This window comes from Alphaproteobacteria bacterium, assembly GCA_035625915.1.
Lineage (GTDB): Bacteria > Pseudomonadota > Alphaproteobacteria > JACZXZ01 > JACZXZ01 > DATDHA01.
In genome coordinates this window covers 1-16,904 of sequence record DASPOR010000039.1, presented here as the reverse complement: position 1 = coordinate 16,904, position 16,904 = coordinate 1, and the positions used below count along the sequence as shown (strand labels likewise).

The 16,904-nt window shown below is 61.9% G+C and carries 12 protein-coding genes; 3 read left to right on the top strand and 9 right to left on the bottom strand.

Going from position 1 to position 16,904, the window contains the following annotated elements; translation table 11 throughout:
* Positions 1-174: 174 nt before the first annotated feature.
* Positions 175-1,137: a serine hydrolase gene (locus tag VEJ16_03510; protein ID HYB08719.1), complete on the top strand. Its 963-nt coding sequence runs from the start codon at positions 175-177 to the stop codon at positions 1,135-1,137.
* Positions 1,138-2,014: 877 nt separating this feature from the next.
* On the top strand, positions 2,015-3,322 hold the full coding sequence (locus VEJ16_03505) for an MFS transporter (GenBank protein HYB08718.1): 1,308 nt from the start codon (positions 2,015-2,017) through the stop codon (positions 3,320-3,322).
* A gap of 4 nt (positions 3,323-3,326) precedes the next feature.
* Here the strand turns inward: VEJ16_03505 and VEJ16_03500 are convergent, their stop codons facing one another.
* From VEJ16_03500 to kdpF, 9 genes are all read right to left on the bottom strand, one after another.
* Positions 3,327-4,535, bottom strand: a complete 1,209-nt coding sequence (locus VEJ16_03500) for a CoA transferase (GenBank protein HYB08717.1) — start codon at positions 4,533-4,535, stop codon at positions 3,327-3,329.
* Positions 4,536-4,658: 123 nt separating this feature from the next.
* Positions 4,659-5,351: a response regulator gene (locus tag VEJ16_03495; protein ID HYB08716.1), complete on the bottom strand. Its 693-nt coding sequence runs from the start codon at positions 5,349-5,351 to the stop codon at positions 4,659-4,661.
* Positions 5,348-8,062 carry a sensor histidine kinase KdpD gene (locus VEJ16_03490; protein ID HYB08715.1) on the bottom strand — a complete coding sequence of 905 codons (2,715 nt, stop codon included), beginning with the start codon at positions 8,060-8,062 and terminating at the stop codon, positions 5,348-5,350. The genes VEJ16_03495 and VEJ16_03490 overlap by 4 nt, the downstream gene beginning before the upstream one ends.
* 102 nt (positions 8,063-8,164) lie before the next feature.
* On the bottom strand, positions 8,165-9,124 hold the full coding sequence (secF, locus tag VEJ16_03485; GenBank protein HYB08714.1) for a protein translocase subunit SecF: 960 nt from the start codon (positions 9,122-9,124) through the stop codon (positions 8,165-8,167).
* 11 nt (positions 9,125-9,135) lie between these two features.
* A complete protein-coding gene (gene secD / locus VEJ16_03480) occupies positions 9,136-10,704 on the bottom strand; it encodes a protein translocase subunit SecD (protein HYB08713.1) in 1,569 nt (522 codons plus the stop codon).
* 253 nt (positions 10,705-10,957) lie between these two features.
* On the bottom strand, positions 10,958-11,566 hold the full coding sequence (locus VEJ16_03475; protein ID HYB08712.1) for a K(+)-transporting ATPase subunit C: 609 nt from the start codon (positions 11,564-11,566) through the stop codon (positions 10,958-10,960).
* A gap of 11 nt (positions 11,567-11,577) precedes the next feature.
* Entirely contained in the window at positions 11,578-13,689 is a 2,112-nt protein-coding gene (gene kdpB, locus VEJ16_03470; protein HYB08711.1) for a potassium-transporting ATPase subunit KdpB, read from the bottom strand.
* A gap of 10 nt (positions 13,690-13,699) precedes the next feature.
* Entirely contained in the window at positions 13,700-15,427 is a 1,728-nt protein-coding gene (kdpA, locus tag VEJ16_03465; protein HYB08710.1) for a potassium-transporting ATPase subunit KdpA, read from the bottom strand.
* Between the two features lie 43 nt (positions 15,428-15,470).
* Positions 15,471-15,560 carry a K(+)-transporting ATPase subunit F gene (kdpF, locus tag VEJ16_03460; protein HYB08709.1) on the bottom strand — a complete coding sequence of 30 codons (90 nt, stop codon included), beginning with the start codon at positions 15,558-15,560 and terminating at the stop codon, positions 15,471-15,473.
* Positions 15,561-16,194: 634 nt separating this feature from the next.
* On the opposite strand from kdpF, the gene VEJ16_03455 reads away from it, so the two are divergent.
* Positions 16,195-16,904, top strand: a 710-nt coding sequence (locus VEJ16_03455) for a TolC family protein (protein ID HYB08708.1), incomplete at its 3' end; no start/stop codon positions are given.

Sequence of the window (16,904 nt, the reverse complement as noted above, 5' to 3'; positions counted from 1 at the left end):
TTCAGAGCGCTTGCGATCACATTTGTTCTCGCGCTCGGTGTGCCAACAGCCGTCGCTGCGGACGGACTCCAAACGGATGCCAGGCCGGACTGCGACCGACCGACCGACCGGCAGGACGGGTGGTCGGTTGGAACCCCTGAGGAATATGGGTTCGACCCGGCCGTGATCTGCCCCATGGGCCGTCGCGCAGCGCAGAGCAAGGTGAACGCCATCATCATCGCCCGGCACGGCGTGCTGGTCTACGAGCGCTACTTTTCCGTACAGGATCAGCGTGCTGGCGAGCCACTCGCCAGCGAGAGCTTCGATGCCAACACCAGGCAGCCCCTGTTCTCCGCCACCAAGAGTGTCGTTTCGCTCGCCTTCGGCATTGCGCTTGCGCGCGGCTGGGTCAAGGATCTCAACGTGCCGGTCGCCTCGTACTTTCCCGAGGATGGGGATCTCATCACTCCCGCCAAAAGCCGAATCCAAGTGCGCCATTTGCTCACGATGTCCGACGGGCTCGACTGGCACGAGTGGTTTCCGCCCTTCGACAGCGACGACGAAATCGCGAAAGCCGCCGACCCCTATCGCTATGTTCTCGGACGCGACGTCCTGCTGCCGCCTGGCCGCAGCTTTAATTACAATAGCGGCGACACCGAACTGCTCGGCGAAATCCTGCATCGGGCGGCCGGGCGGCCGCTCGACATACTCGTGAAAGAGGAACTCCTCGACCCCCTCGGTATCGAGGACGTCGACTGGCGACGCTGGCCCAACGGGAATCCGAAGGCCAATAACGGGCTCTTGCTGCGGCCTCGGGACACCGCGAAAATCGGCCAGCTCGTGCTTAACCACGGCGCTTGGGGAAATCGCCAGCTCGTCCCAGAAACGTGGATCGTTCAATCGATCACGCCGCATAACAACGGGCCCGACAGCTATCTCTACGGCTATCAGTGGTGGCTCGGCCGATCCTTGATCAATGGGCACGAAATCAGTTGGGTCGGTGCGTTCGGTTGGGCTGGCCAACGCCTGATCGTGGTTCCCGAGAAGGATCTCGTCGTTTTCGTTAGCGCGTGGCTCATACACGGCATGAGCTTCGTGCAATTCCCGGAATCAGTGCTGCTTAATCAGTATATTCTGCCCTCAATCGTGGGCGACTAACCCATCCGAACCGTGGGGACGTGATAAACCGCATTACCTCGTGCATTGGATTACCCTTATTGGGGGTGTGCCGCCATGGCCTCGATTCAAAATCCGCCAACGGGCGCGATCTCAAAAAAGGCGCGCACGGACCATCAAACGCGCGTCTCGTCCGACGGGCTACTCGCGGTAGGTCCAGACTACAAGGTTGGGGAAGTCGTCCGAGTTGGGTGGGGTCGTTCGCCAGGTCTGGAACTGCCTTGCGGCGATCTCTTCCAACGCACGTAAGAAGTGGCGCTTAAGCTGTGCGCTGTCACGGTCGGCACGCAGGGATTGCCGAAGGTCCTCGGTATATGACCGCCACCGCGCTGTCGACGCAAGCAAGGACGGCGGGTCAATGAGATAGACGCCTGGGCCGGGCTGACGAGGTGCCCGACCCGCGCGAACGTCATCTTGGAACGCCTTAACCTTTGCCCTCAGTGCACCCCAATATTCGTCATGCTCAGCCATTGAGTCGAACGGCCAAGGCGGTGCGAAGCGGCCTGTGAGTGGCATGGGAACCCCGCTTGGATTGGCTGAGCAGAAATATGGCCTCGATGACGCGTTCGCAAGCCGTCATTAATCGCCCAAAGTCGCCCAATTTCGGCTCTCATATCTGGGCTGAGACGTGGGCTGGAATTCGACAAATCTTAAAAATCGCGGTTTTCCGGCCTTCTCACTGGAATAAATGGCAGAAATGGTTGGCGCTATGTCGTTGCGGCCAGCTCAGGCGATGCCGACACTCGGCGGGCGACAAGCAAAATCGTCAGCACCGGCGCGCATACCCCTCGTGATTTGACCGTCGACGCCGCCGCACCTAGCTTGATGCGAACCCCGGCCCGAGAAGGACAAGCCATCGATGTCATCCGCCCCATTGCCAATCGCCGCCAGGCTTGCCCATGGGCGGTTTCATTATGGGTGGGCCATCCTGGGCGTCACATTCACGACGCTGCTGACGGCCGCCGCGACACGCGCGACACCGGGCGTGTTCATCGTTCCGTTCCAGCAGGAGTTTGGCTGGTCGCGGGCCACGATCTCCTCCGCCGTTTCAATCAACCTCGTTTTGTTTGGATTGATGGGACCGTTCGCGGCCGCCTTGGTCGAATACCTCGGTGCGCGGCGCACGATGATGTATGCGGTAACCCTCGTTGCGATCGGCGTCGCACTGACCACGCTTATGACGCAGCCGTGGCAGCTCATGCTGCTATGGGGATTCGTCGTGGGCGGCGGAACGGGGATGACGGCGCTCGCACTCGGCGCCACGGTCGTCAATCGCTGGTTCACCCGGAGCCGAGGACTAGCGATGGGCATGCTCACCGCAAGCAACGCGACGGGGCAGCTTATCTTCCTCCCGCTTCTTGCGAAGATCGTCGAGGATCACGGCTGGCGCACAGCGGCCCTGGCGGTCGCCGCGTTCGGCTTTCTCATGCTGCCGCTCATCGGCTTCCTCATGCGAAACCATCCCGCTGATATCGGCCTCAACCGCCTGGGCGAGCCGGGCGTTGCCGCCAGGCCCAAGAAGGGCGGGCTAAACCCTGCGCAAATGGCGATATCCGCCCTCATGATCGGTATCCGCAGCCGGGATTTCTGGCTCCTTTTCGGCACCTTCTACATCTGCGGTCTCAGCACGAACGGCCTGATCGGCACGCACCTCATTCCCGCCTGCATCGATCATGGGATACCCGAGGTCAAGGCCGCGGGACTGCTGGCAATCATCGGCGCATTCGATTTCGTGGGCACACTCGCATCCGGGTGGCTTTCCGACCGCTGGAACAATCGCATGCTGCTCGCCTGGTATTACGGATTGCGCGGCCTGTCGCTCCTCTACCTGCCTTTTTCATTCGACGTCTCGATCTACGGCCTTTCGGTCTTCGCGATATTCTACGGGCTCGATTGGGTCGCAACGGTGCCGCCAACGGTCAGGCTCACAGCGGACGTTTTCGGGCGCGAGCACGCCGGCGTGATGTTCGGCTGGATCTTCTGTGGCCATCAGCTTGGGGCGGCGACCGCGTCGCTCGGCGCCGGCATCATCCGCGACGACTTCGGCGACTATCTTTTTGCGTTCCTGGTCGCGGGCGCCTTCTGCCTGCTCGCCTCGCTCATGTGCCTCGGCATAGGGCGCGGGCGTCGCGAAGCAGCCCCGGCAACCGCGCCGGGAGTCGCATGACGGCCTACTCCGCCGCCCGAGCGCGCACAGGAACGGCGCCCGACTCCATAAGGCGCTCTATCTCCTCCGGCGCGTAGCCGGCCTCGGCGAGCACGTCACGGCATTCCTCGCCGAGCGAGGGGGGAAGCCGGCGAAGCCCGCCAGGCGTGCGGGATAATTTGATCGGCGTGCCGATGCCCTTATAGCCGTCGCGGGAAATCACCATTTCGCGGTGAAGGGTGTGGGGCTCGGAAAGTGCTTCCGGCACGTCGCGCACCGGCCCGCACGGAACACCCTGTCCAAGGAGCGTTTTGGCCAGCGCCTCACCATCGACTGCGGCCAAAGCGACCTTGATCTCGCCGGACAATTCGTCGCGATGCGCCACGCGATCCTTGTTGGTGCGGAACCGGGGATCGTCGGGAAGATCGGGCCGACCGATCTCGGCGCAGAAGCGTTGGAACTGACGGTCGTTGCCAGTACCGACGAAGATCGGCTTCGTCTTCGTCGGATAGGCGTCGTATGGCGAGATGTTCGGGTGTGCGTTGCCGGTGCGCCTCGGCGGCTTGCCCGAGAGAAACCAGTTAGCCGTGTGCGGATGTTGAAGGGCAATGGCGCTGTCGTAGAGGGTTGTCTCGATGAATTGGCCCTTGCCGGACCGTGTGCGTTCGGCGAGCGCCATCAATATTCCAACAGCGGCATAAAGCCCCGTGCCGAGATCGACGATCGGAATTCCCAGGCGCATGGGCATCGTATCCGGCTCGCCATTGATCGTCATAAGGCCGGTCATGGCCTGTACGATCGCGTCATAGCCCGGAAAGCCGCCCAACGGCCCGTCCGCGCCGAAACCGGAAACGCGGCAATGGATAAGCCGCGGGAATCGCCCTTTCAGGGTCTGCTCGTAGCCAATGCCCCACTTCTCGAGGCTACCGGTCTTGAAATTCTCGACCAGTACGTCGGCATCCTCGAGGAGCCGCAGCAGCACTTCACGTCCTTCGGGCCGGGTGAGATCGAGAACGATGCCCCTTTTGTTTCGATTGACGCCAATGAAATAGGACGCCGTGTCGCCCTTGAAGGGCGGGCCCCATCCACGCGTTTCATCACCGCCTGGCGGTTCCACCTTGATCACGTCTGCCCCGTGGTCGCCGAGAATCTGCGTGCAGTAAGGCCCGCCGAGCACGCGGGTCAGATCGATGATTTTCAGGCCCGCCAAGGCCCCTTGAGCAGTATTCGTCATTTCAGTCCCTTTTATTGGCGCGGATGTCTTGGATCGAGCACCGCATGAGCGGAAGAATCGAGGGCAGATATTACGATGCTGTCATGCCACTGTCGCGCCTTCAGTGCGAGCGAGCCAGCCGCTTCAGTCCGGCGCCTTCATCCGGTAGCCAACACCGGTTTCCGTGAGGAGGTATTGCGGCTGCGTGGGGTCCTTCTCGAGCTTCTGGCGCAGGCTTCTGACATAGACGCGCAGATACTGCACATCCTCGGTATTCGCCGGGCCCCAGATTTCCCGAAGGATGAAATCGTGCGTCAGCACGCGGCCGGCCTGTCGTACCAGAAGCTGCAGCAGATCGAATTCCTTCGCCGAGAGCTTGACCTCGACGCTGTCGACTTTGACGTGGCGCCCGACAAGATCGACCGTGAGCGAGCCGGATCGATATATTGGCGTCTCGCCCTTCTCCTGCATACGGTGGCGCAAGGCGGTACGAATGCGCGCGGTCAATTCGGCCATGCCGAATGGTTTCGTCACATAGTCATCGGCGCCGAGCTCGAGCGCGCGCACTTTTCCCTGTTCGTCGCTGCGCACGGAAAGTACGACGATCGGCACGGCGGAAATACGACGGATGCGTTGAATGACCTCAGTCCCCTCCATGTCGGGGAGACCGAGATCGAGCACCACGACGTCGGGCTTGAGTGTCGCCACACTTTCGACGGCTTCGGCACCCGTCTCGGCTTGACCGACCGAGAAGCCCTGGCTGGCCAATCCGGCGTTCAGGAACCGGCGGATCGCCTTTTCGTCATCGACGACGAGTATTTTGTGGGCGCCGTTCACGCCGGGGCACTCGCTTCCTTGGCCTGCGGGGCCGCTGCGGCAAGGGGAAGCGAGATGGTAAAGACCGCGCCCGAGCGGTCCGTGCGGTTTGCCGCGGTGACGGAGCCGCCAAGGCTCTCGATGAAACCGCGGCAAATCGCGAGGCCGAGCCCGGTGCCGGGCGAGCGCTTGTCGCCATCCGCGACGCGATGGAATTTATCGAAGATGCGCTCGAGCTGCTCGGCGGGAATGCCCGGTCCCTCGTCCGAGACGCTCACCTCGACCCGATCATCGCTTCGGCGCGCTGCGACCCGGATGAGCGAGCCGGCCGGCGCGTACTTGGCGGCGTTGTCGAGTAGGTTGAACAGCGCCTGCTCGATCAGGATTGCATCGCTCTCTATCATCGGAAGACCCGAGGCGAGATCGACCTGCAGCTTGTGCTGGGCGAGCAAGCGAGACGCGCGCCGCAATGCCGTTTCAAGAAGCTCGCCGACGTCGTTCACTTGAGGATTGGTGCGCAGATTGCCCGATTCCAGCCGGGTCATGTCGAGAAGATTGCCGACGAAGCGATTCAATCGCTCGGACTCGTCCTGGATCGTCGCAATCAGCTCCGCCTGCATTTCGGATTCGACGCCACCTTTGAGCGATCGAAGGGTGGTGACCGAGCCGATGATCGACGCGAGCGGGGTTTTGAGATCATGGGAGATCGACGTGAGCAGGGTGGATCTCAGCCGCTCCGCCTCGCCGGCTATTCGCGTCGTCTCGACATCCTCTGCGAGCTTCACCCGTTCTATCGCGACCGCCACGAGGTCGGAGAGCGCGTCGAGCAGCCGTCGCTCGTCGGGCGAAAGTATTGGCCCCGGCCGATCCCTGTCGATGCCAAGCACGCCAATGATGCCGCGCCCGGTGCGCATGGGCAGGAAAAGGCGCCGCGCACCCGGTAGCGTGTCCGATGCGCGTCCTGCGGCCTGGTTGCGGTCCCACGACCATTTCGCGGCCGCAAGGTCGGCCTCGTCGAGCTCGTCCTCGGGCGGGTAACCGGCACGCACGGCGATACCATTCTTCCCCGGCAGCAGCACCACGACGCTCACCTTCAGAAGTGAGGCGACCTGATAGCAGAACGCCCAAAGCAGGTCGTCGATATTGCCCGTGGCGGCGAGCTTGCGGCTGAAGGCATAGAGCTCCGCCGCTTCCCGCGCGCGGCGCTGCGCCGTCACGACTTGCTCGCGCGTCCGCGCGGTCAGATTGCTCGTGAGTGCGGCGACAATGCCAAAGAACAAGAGTGCTACCACATTCGCCGGATCGGAGATGGTGAAGGTGTAGATCGGGGGTAGAAAGAAGAAGTTGTATGCGAGAACGCTGAGCAGCACCGCGAAGAGCGATGGCCAAAGGCCATAGGCCACCGCCGTGTACAGAATCGCCGCCAGGAACACGAGCGAAAGGTTCGGGACTGACACGAACGTGTCGACCCCGAGCGCTACCACGGTCGCGGCGGCGACCGCCCCGATCGCGGCAAAATAGGGCAGCGCGTCGAAGGGCTCTCGCGCCATGTGCGGTTGCACGGTCTTTGGTGGTACGGGCGGGCCTTCGGACGTGACGACCTGGATGCTGATATTGCTCGCCCGCCGGATCAGATCGTTCACCAATGAGCCCCGCAGCCAGTTTTGCAGTCGCGAGCGGCTTGGCTTCGCGACCAATATGCGGGTCACGTTGTTGGCACGGGCGTAAGTCAAGACGTCTTCCGCGACCCCTTGGCCTGGAATCGTGATCGCCTCACCGCCGAGGCGCTCGGCCAGGCGCAGGGTGTCGGCTATCCGATCGCGCGCGACTTCGGGTAGCCGATGATGCCGGGAGGTTTCGATGTAGAGGACCGTCCATTTCGCCTTGAGATGGTCGGCGACACGCTTGGCTTCGCGCACTACTTGCATCGAGTTCGGATTCTCGCTCACGCATGCAAGGACGCGCTCGCCTGCGGCCCAAGGGCCGGCGATCGCATGCTCCTGCATGTAGCTCAGCATCTGCTCGTCGACGCGCTGGGCGGCTCGCCGTAGCGCAAGCTCGCGCAAGGCGGTCAGATTGCCCGGCGAGAAGTAATGCCTGAGCGCACGCTCGGCCTGGTGCGCGACGTAGACTTTTCCTTCCTGGAGGCGCTGGATCAAATCCTCCGGCGTCAGGTCCACGACCTCGATTTCGTCGGCTTCGTCGAGCACGCTGTCAGGTAGCGTTTCGCGCACCCGAATGCGGGTAATCTGCGCAACGACATCGTTCAAGCTTTCAAGATGCTGAACATTGAGCGTGGTATAGACATCGATCCCGGCCGCAAGCAGTTCTTCGACGTCCATGTAGCGCTTGGGGTGACGCGCACCGGGCGCATTCGTATGCGCAAGCTCATCGACGAGGACAAGTTGAGGTTTGCGCGCAAGCACCGCGTCGAGGTCCATTTCATCGAGGGTGCGACCCCGATATTCCACGCGCCGACGCGGAATGACTTCGAGGCCGCGGACGAGCCGCTCCGTTTCGACGCGGCCGTGGGTCTCGACGACACCGATGACCACGTCGACGCCCTCCTGCTTTCTGGCCGCTGCGGTCAACAGCATCTCGTATGTCTTGCCGACTCCAGGGGCGGCACCCAGGAAGAGCTTGAGCTTCCCGCGCCCTGCACGCTTTGCAACGGCGAGGAGTGCGTCGGGCGATGGGCGTTGCTCGCGCGCTGATTGGTCTGGCTGGCTCATCGGCGTCCTTGCCTAGGAGGCAGGTTACGGCCAAGGTGGCGACTTACCAAGTATAGCCGATCGGGTACGAATGCGTGCGGGAGGCGTTGGGGCCGGCTCGTCTTAATCCGCTTGCCCGCCGGCCGATTGCTCCGACTGCGCAACCGGCGCCAGTCGCCGCAACCGCCCCTCGCCCAAAAGCAAAAGGATCGGCGCGCCGATGAAGATCGACGACGACGTGCCGATGACGATTCCCACCAGAAGCGTTATCGCGAATTCGCGAAGCGTGTCCGCACTCATTATCGCAAGTGGGAGAATGGCGAGAAAAACCGTCCCCGATGTAGCGATGGTGCGGCTCAAGGTCTCATTGATGCTCAAGTCGATCAGCTCGCGTAGCGGCATTCGCCTGTAAAGCCTCAGGTTTTCCCGCACGCGGTCGTACACCACGACCTTGTCGTTGATCGAATAACCCATGATCGTGAGGATCGCGACGATGCTCGTCGCATTGAATTGGAATTGGGTCAGGCCATAGAAGCCGACGATCTTCGTGACGTCGAGCACCAACGTGAGCGTCGCCGCGACGCCGAATTGCCATTCGAAACGGAACCAGATGTATATGAGCATCGCAACCATCGCGATCGACAGCGCGATCATGCCGTCGCGGAACAGCTCGTCGCTCACCGTAGCTCCCACCGCTTCAACCTGGGGGAAGGTCGTCCCAGGGTATTGGCGGGTGATCATGCCGCGAACGGCGCCCACTGCGTCCTGTTCCGCCGAGTCCCCCCCCGGCTGCCGTTGGAGTCTGATTTCGACGTCATTCGGCGAACCGAACTGCTGCAAGTCGATCTGGCCGAGATTCAACTGCTCGAGCTGGCTACGGAGCTGACTGAAATCGACCGGGTTGGGCATTTGGGCCTCGATGCCGATTCCGCCGCGGAAATCGATGCCAAAGTTGAGGCCCGGATAGAACGCCAAAATGAGCGACGACAAGCTCAGAACGGCGGAGACGACCAGACCGGCAATCCGTCCATTCATGAATCGGATCTTGGTGTCGTCGGGCACAAGGCGGGGTCCGAAGAACACGTACTATCTCCTCAAGCCAAGAGCGCCTTGGGGCGCGTGCGACGCAACCAAACGGACATGATCAGGCGAACGAGCACGATGGCGCTGAACATCGATGTGAGGATGCCGATGCTGATCGTAACCGCGAATCCCTTGACCGGTCCCGTTCCGAGCAGGAACAGGATGGACATCTTTAGAAGCGTGGTGACGTTCGCGTCGACGATCGTCGACATCGCCTTGCTGAAGCCGGTTTGAATCGCGGCCACCGGCCCCCGGCCCTTGCGGGCCTCTTCGCGGATACGCTCGTTGATGAGCACGTTGGCATCGACTGACATTCCGACGGTGAGGAGGATCCCGACGATGCCCGGGAGCGTTAGGCTGGCCTGGAGCAGCGACAAAACCCCCATGAGCAGGCAAAGATTCACGATCAGCCCCAACGACGCGAAAACGCCGAACAGGCGGTAAAAAAAGACCATGAAGAAGACGACTAAGCCGCCGCCGATGGCGCAGGCATAGATACCGGTGCGTATCGCGTCCGCCCCCAGATTTGGCCCGACGGTCCGCTCTTCGATGATCTTGAGCGGTGCCGGCAGAGCACCGCCCCGCAGAAGGATCGCGAGATCGTTCGCACTCGCAGCGGTGAAATGGCCGCTGATCTGACCGCGCCCGCCGAGGATGGGCTCCCTGATCACGGGCGCGCTGATGACTTTGTTGTCGAGGACGATCGCCAAGTAACGGCCGACATTTTGTTGCGTCGTCGTGCCGAACTGCCGCCCGCCGAGCGCGTCGAACTCAAAGCTCACGATCCATTCGCCGGTCTGGGAATTGGTGGTCGCTCGCGCATCGCGAAGGTGTGAGCCATCGACTTCGATATTTCGTTGAACGAGATAGCGCGCGGGTCCTTGAGAGCCTTCGCTTGCTGGCAGGATTTCGGTGCCGGGCGGTGCGGTGCCGCTTGCCGGAATCGGTGAGGTACTCAGGAGGTGAAAGGACAATTTCGCGGTCGTGCCCAAGAGGCGCTTTAGACGCTCCGGATCGCTGATACCCGGGAGCTGCACGGCGATCCGGTCAGCGCCTTGACGCGCGATCGAGGGTTCCGCGACCCCGGTCTCGTCGATACGGTGGCGGATGATTTCAATCGAGCGCTGAAGCGCGTCGCTCGCGCGGTCCCTCACGCCGGCCTCGCTCGGCTTCAGCGCGATTTCGCCGGCGTCCGTCGTCACGATCGCGAAATCGGCATTGGCGCCGATCCCAGCGATCGGTTGGAGGAGCTTCCGCGCATCCTCGATTTTCGCGGGATCCCGCGCATTGAACTTGATTTCACCATCCTGGACGCGAAGGTCCGTATATTGGATGTCGCCGCCACGAAGCGCTCGGCGAACATTGTCGAGAAAACCCTCAAGGCGCTCGCGCTCAGCCGCCTCGATGTCGACCTTAAGAAGGAGATAGCTTCCACCCTTGAGATCGAGGCCGAGGTGAATTTGACGTGCGAAGGGAAGATAGCGAAGCACGTCCGGGCTCGTCACGTTCGGCAGCGCCAGCAGGACGCCCAATGCACAAATCGCCACGATGAAAATGGTCTGCCAGCGGGAATAGAACACAAGCGCCTCTTAGCCTCGGTCGAACAACGGGCTTCCGCCCGGCGCGCGCCGACCGACATCGACTTATCGTCTCGGCCGCGATGCCGCACGCTCGCTGCGCCGAGGACCATGTCCGCATGATCTTGCGGCGCCTCCCGCGGAAGCGCGCCATCATGGCAAGCTTTGCGCCGCAACGCTAGTCGGGATTTTTATTTATTTTCAGAAAGTTATCTGTCGAGGGGTCCGCTTCCAGAAGAGGCACGACCGCAACCCGTTAGGGCTTGCTCTGAGACAACGCGTCGAGCGCCAGGTTGAGCGCAAGGACATTCACGTGCGCTTCGCCGAAGACGCCGAGATCGCGGCCCTTGGTGAAACGCGCCACGAGCGCGGACACCTCGCCCTCCGGAAGATTGCGCGCCTTGGCCACGCGGGGAATCTGGAACTGCGCCGCCGCCGGCGTGATATCGGGGTCGAGGCCGCTTCCGGAGGCCGTGACGAGATCGACCGGGACGGGCTTGTCGTTTTCGGCATGAAGTGCCGTGGCGGCGTCCTTGACGCCGTCGACGAACGCCTTGCTGGTTGGACCCAGGTTGGAGCCCATTGAATTGCTCGCGTCGTAAGGGGTCGAAATTGTCTTCGTCGGGTCCTTGGGATCGGGGGCGCTGATCGCCGAGGGCCGGCCGTGGAAATATTTGTCCGACGTGAAGCTCTGTCCGATCAGATGCGAGCCGATGACCTTGCCGTCCTTTTCGATCAGGCTGCCGTTGGCCTGCCAAGGGAACAGAACCTGGGCGACGCCGGTCATTGCGAGCGGATACGCAAGGCCCGTCAAAGCCGTCAGCAGGACGAGCAGCACGATGGCAGGTCGAAGTTCCTTAAGCATGACTCAGTTCCTTAAACGAGGCCAAGGGAGGCGAGGCCGACGGCACTTAAGACCATATCGATCGCCTTGATGCCGATGAACGGGATGATGACGCCGCCGACGCCGTAGATGATGAGATTGCGGCTCAATAATCTAAAGGCGCTTTCCGGGCGATACTTGACGCCGCGGAGCGCGAGCGGGATGAGTGCGATGATGATGAGGGCGTTGAAGATGATCGCGGACAGAATTGCGCTTTGCGGGGTTGCGAGGCGCATGACGTTCAGCACGTTGAGGCTTGGATAGAACGCCGCGAACATCGCCGGAATGATCGCGAAATATTTCGCCACGTCGTTTGCGATCGAGAACGTGGTGAGAGCACCGCGCGTGATCAGCAACTGCTTGCCGATCATCACGATCTCGATCAGCTTGGTCGGGTCGGAGTCGAGGTCGACCATGTTGCCGGCCTCGCGCGCGGCTTGCGTGCCGGTCTGCATTGCAACGCCGACATCGGCCTGAGCGAGGGCGGGTGCGTCGTTGGTGCCGTCGCCGCACATCGCGACGAGCTTTCCCTTGCCTTGTTCCTCCCGGATCAGGCGCAACTTGTCCTCGGGCGTCGCCTGAGCCAGGAAATCGTCGACCCCCGATTCCGCGGCGATCGCGGCCGCGGTCAGCGGATTGTCGCCCGTGATCATGACGGTGCGAATACCCATGCGCCTCAGTTCGTTGAAGCGCTCGCGGATGCCGCCCTTGACGATGTCCTTGAGGTGGACTACGCCGAGAATGCGCCCGTTCTTGGCGACCGCGAGCGGCGTGCCGCCCGCGCGCGCGATGCGGTCGGAAATCTGAGTGAGTTCCGACGGTGCTGGCATGTTCGGGATGTTGTTGACCTGCCGCACGTATTGAACGACCGCGTCGACGGCACCCTTGCGGATCGAGGAACCTTCGAAATCGATGCCGCTCATCCGCGTCTGGGCCGAGAACTTGACGAACTGGGCGTGGAGCGGGGCCATTTCCCGGCCGCGAAGGCCGTATTTGGTCTTGACCAGCACCACGATCGAGCGGCCTTCCGGCGTTTCGTCACTGAAGGAGGCGAGCTGCGAGGCGTCGGCAAGCTCGGCCTCGTCCACGCCGGGCATCGCGATGAGTTCAGTGGCCTGGCGATTACCGAGCGTGATCGTGCCCGTCTTGTCGAGAAGGAGGGTATCAACGTCTCCCGCCGCCTCGACCGACCGGCCGGACATGGCCAGCACGTTGAATTTCACGAGCCGATCCATGCCCGCGATTCCGATCGCAGAGAGCAAGGCGCCGATCGTCGTCGGAATGAGCGTTACGAAGAGTGCGACCAGGACGAGGACGGATATCGCACCACCGGCATAACTCGTAAAGCTCGGGATCGTGACCACAACGAAGATGAAGATGATGGTCATGCCCGCGAGCAGGATATTAAGCGCGATTTCATTCGGCGTCTTCTGCCGCACCGCACCTTCGACGAGTGCAATCATGCGGTCGAGGAAGCTCGCCCCCTGAGCTGCGGTGATCTTCACCACCACCCAATCCGAAAGTACGCGCGTGCCGCCAGTTACCGCGGAACGATCGCCGCCACTCTCGCGGATGACCGGTGCGGATTCGCCTGTGATCGCCGACTCGTCGACCGATGCGACACCGTTCACGACGTCGCCGTCACCCGGGATGATGTCGCCCGCCTCGACGAGCACATGATCGCCCGGCCTCAACTTGAGTGCGGAGACCTCCTCGTAGTCGCGCGTGGTCGCGGCGCGCAGTTTCTTCGCCTTCGTTTCGGTGCGCGTTCGCCGCAGCGCTTCGGCCTGCGCCTTGCCGCGCCCTTCGGCAACTGCTTCGGCGAAATTCGCAAAGACGACCGTGAACCACAGCCAGAAGATGATTTGCACGCTGAAGGCGATGTGGCCGCCACCGACGATCAAGTCGCGCACGAGCAGCACGGTCGTCAAGGCCGCCACAACCTCGACAGCGAACATGACCGGATTCATGACCAGCGTGCGCGGATCGAGCTTGCGAAAAGCGTCGCCAATCGCGGTCACGATAATGTCGCGATTGACGCCGGTCCGTGCGGCCTTGGCGCGCTTGCCTTGGTCGATCACAACGGGTTTGACGGAGATGTCCATGGCGCTGCCTTTAGAACAGGGTTCCGGCTTGCATCAGCATGTGCTCGACCACGGGGCCGAGTGCCAGGGCCGGGAAGAATACGAGACCACCAACGATGACGATGACGCCCACGAGGAGGGCCACGAACAGGCCGTTATCCGTCGGGAAGGTGCCCGAAGAGGGCGGCACCAGCTTCTTCTCAGCGAGCGAGCCCGCGACGGCGAGCATCGGCACGATCATGGCGAAACGGCCGATGAGCATCGCAAAGGCGCCGGTCACGTTGTAGAACATGGTATTGCCGTTCAAGCCCGCAAATGCACTGCCGTTGTTGCCGGTCATCGATATGAAGGCGTAGAGGATCTCGCTGAAGCCGTGCGGGCCTTGGTTCGAGATACCCGCAAGACCGGCCGGAAGGGCGGTTGCCAACGCGCTGAAACCGAGGTTCGAGAACGGCAGAATGAGCAGGGCGAGCATGGTCATCTTAACGTCGCGCGACTCGAGCTTCTTGCCGACATATTCGGGGGTTCGTCCGACCATCAAGCCGGCGATGAACATCGCCACGATCGCGAACAGCAGCATTCCGTAGAGTCCGGAGCCGACACCGCCCCAGATGATCTCGCCGAGAGCGATGTTTATCATCGGCACCATGCCGCCGATGGGCGTGAAGCTGTCGTGCATGCCATTGACCGCACCGCAAGACGCGTCGGTCGTGAGCGTGGCAAAGAGTGCCGTATCGGCAATGCCGAAGCGGACCTCCTTGCCTTCCATGTTGCCGCCGGCTTGCATGATGCTCGGGGCCTGGTCGACGCCGAAGGGTGCCAAGTTCGGATTGCCCGCCGCCTCGGCGCTATAGAGGGTGATAACGCCGGCGACCGAAAGAACCATCATGGCGCCGAAGAGCGCCCAACCTTGAAGCTGCTTGCCAACCATGCGGCCGAAGACGTTCGTGAGTGCTGCACCGATGACGATCATCAGCAGCATCTGGAGGAAATTCGAGAGAGCCGTCGGATTCTCGTAGGGGTGTGCCGCGTTGGCGTTGAAAAAGCCGCCGCCGTTGGTGCCGAGCATCTTGATCACGATTTGGGACGCAACCGGTCCCTGGGCGATCACTTGCTTGCCGCCCTCGAGCGTCGTCGCCTCGACATAGGGGCCGAGGTTCTGGGGAATGCCCTGCCAGACCAGGAAGAGTGCAGCAACGACCGAGATCGGCAGGAGAACGTAGAGGACGCAGCGCACGAGATCGACCCAGAAGTTGCCGAGCGTCTTGACCGACTTGCGGGCGAAGCCGCGGATCAGGGCCAAGGCGAGCGCGATACCCGTCGCCGCCGAGACGAAATTGTGAAAGGTCAATCCGCACATCTGCACCAGGTAGCTCATCGTGGATTCGCCACCGTAGTTCTGCCAGTTCGTGTTGGTGTCGAAACTGACCGACGTGTTGAAGGCAAGATCGGGGGCCACGTCCGCCATGCCTTGCGGATTGAACGGCAGGATCGATTGGGTCCGCTGCATCACATAAAGAAGCAGGAAGCCAGCAAGGTTGAAGAGCAGCATGGCGATGGCGTAGGTCATCCAGTGCTGCTCGTTTTTGGAATCGACGCCGGAAAGCCTGTACAAGAGCCGCTCGAGCGGCTGCAATACCGGTGACAAAAATGTGCGTTCGCCCGCGAAGACACGTGTCATGTAGCCGCCGAGCGGCTTGGTAAGCGCCACGAGGATCGCGAAATAGACCGCGATCTGAAGCAGACCGTTCGTCGTCATATCGGGACTCCTGGGACCGCCCGTTGTTCAGTAATCGCGCCGTTCAAAATCGTTCGGGCCGAACCAATGCGAAGACGAGGTATGCGAGCAGCCCGAGCGCAACCACACCACCGAGAATTAGATCGAGCAGCATTGGCGACCTCACAATTTGTCGCAGAGGACGGCGTAGCCGATCAGGATCGCAAAGGACGCGAGCCCAAGCACAACCATGAGAACGTCAAGCATTTGCGCCTCTCGTTGCCACGACATGCTCCTTTGTTTCCCTGGAGCGCCCAATCCTCATGAGCGCCAAGACGCGCGGGTCCCACCTTGGATCGGCGGGTCCGGCGTGGCCGAAAGCAATAGACGCTCCCGCCATAAAAAATCGATACCGAACTGCTGACGTAAAAATAAAGACGGCATAAAGACGCGGACGTGGATCGAGGCACGGCGAAGTGCCGCGCGCGCTCATTGGCGCCGCCGCGCTCGAAGTGTCATGCGCGGCCGTCATCGGAAACCCAGCAGAAAAGCGGATCCATCCCCGGCAACCAGCGCGGGTTGTGATGCCGTGCGCGCATGCTCGCGCCGTCGATATTAAATATTAAAATACGCTGATATAGTGAAATGTAATATTAGAGATCACGAATTGAATATTCACCATGAAATTACAAAGAATATTCAGATGTCATTTGCGCGCGACTCGGGATTCTGTTAATAAGATACCCCGAAGTGGAATGCCATATTCTGGCAATTGAGGGCGGAAAAGCAAAACATCGTGGGTGAGATCTATGACTCGGATGCGTAACAGCTTGTTGGCCGGTTCGGCGGCGGTGATCTTTGCTTGCGGTATTCAGCACGCCGCGGCACAAAGCTTGCGCGAATCGGTGGCGGGCGCGCTCGGGACCAATCCCCGCATTGGCGGCGTCGTCGACAACCGCCAGGCGGTAGATGCGGAACTGCGCCGCGCGCGCGGCCTTTATCTGCCCCAAGTGGATGTTCGCAGCGGTGACGGCCCGGAATACTCGGACGACCAGTTCACGCGCACCTCGGGCAACGCCTTCCACCTTCGCCAGGAGTTGTCGGCGATCTTGACCCAACGTCTCTTCGATGGCGGCGAGGCGGACGGTACGGTTGACCAACAGATCGGACGATCGAAATCGGCCGCTTTTCGCGTGCGCGAGACCTCGGAGGCCGTGGCGCTCGACGCCGTGCAGTCGCATCTGGACCTGGTTCGGCTGCATCGAATCCTGAATTTGGCCGAGGGCAATCTCAACGTCCATAAGGACGTGCTGGAGCGTGTCCGCCGGCGGGCGAGCGGGGGTGCGGGCACGCAAGCCGATATCGACCAAGCGCTTTCGCGCCTCGAGGAGGCGAACGCGGACCGGGAGGAAACCATGGGTGCGCTTCGCCAGGCCGAGGCGACGTATCTGAACGTGGTCGGCCGCGAGGCGGGCACCCCACTCGACGTCGAAACGCCGGTCAACGCTCTTCCGGTCGG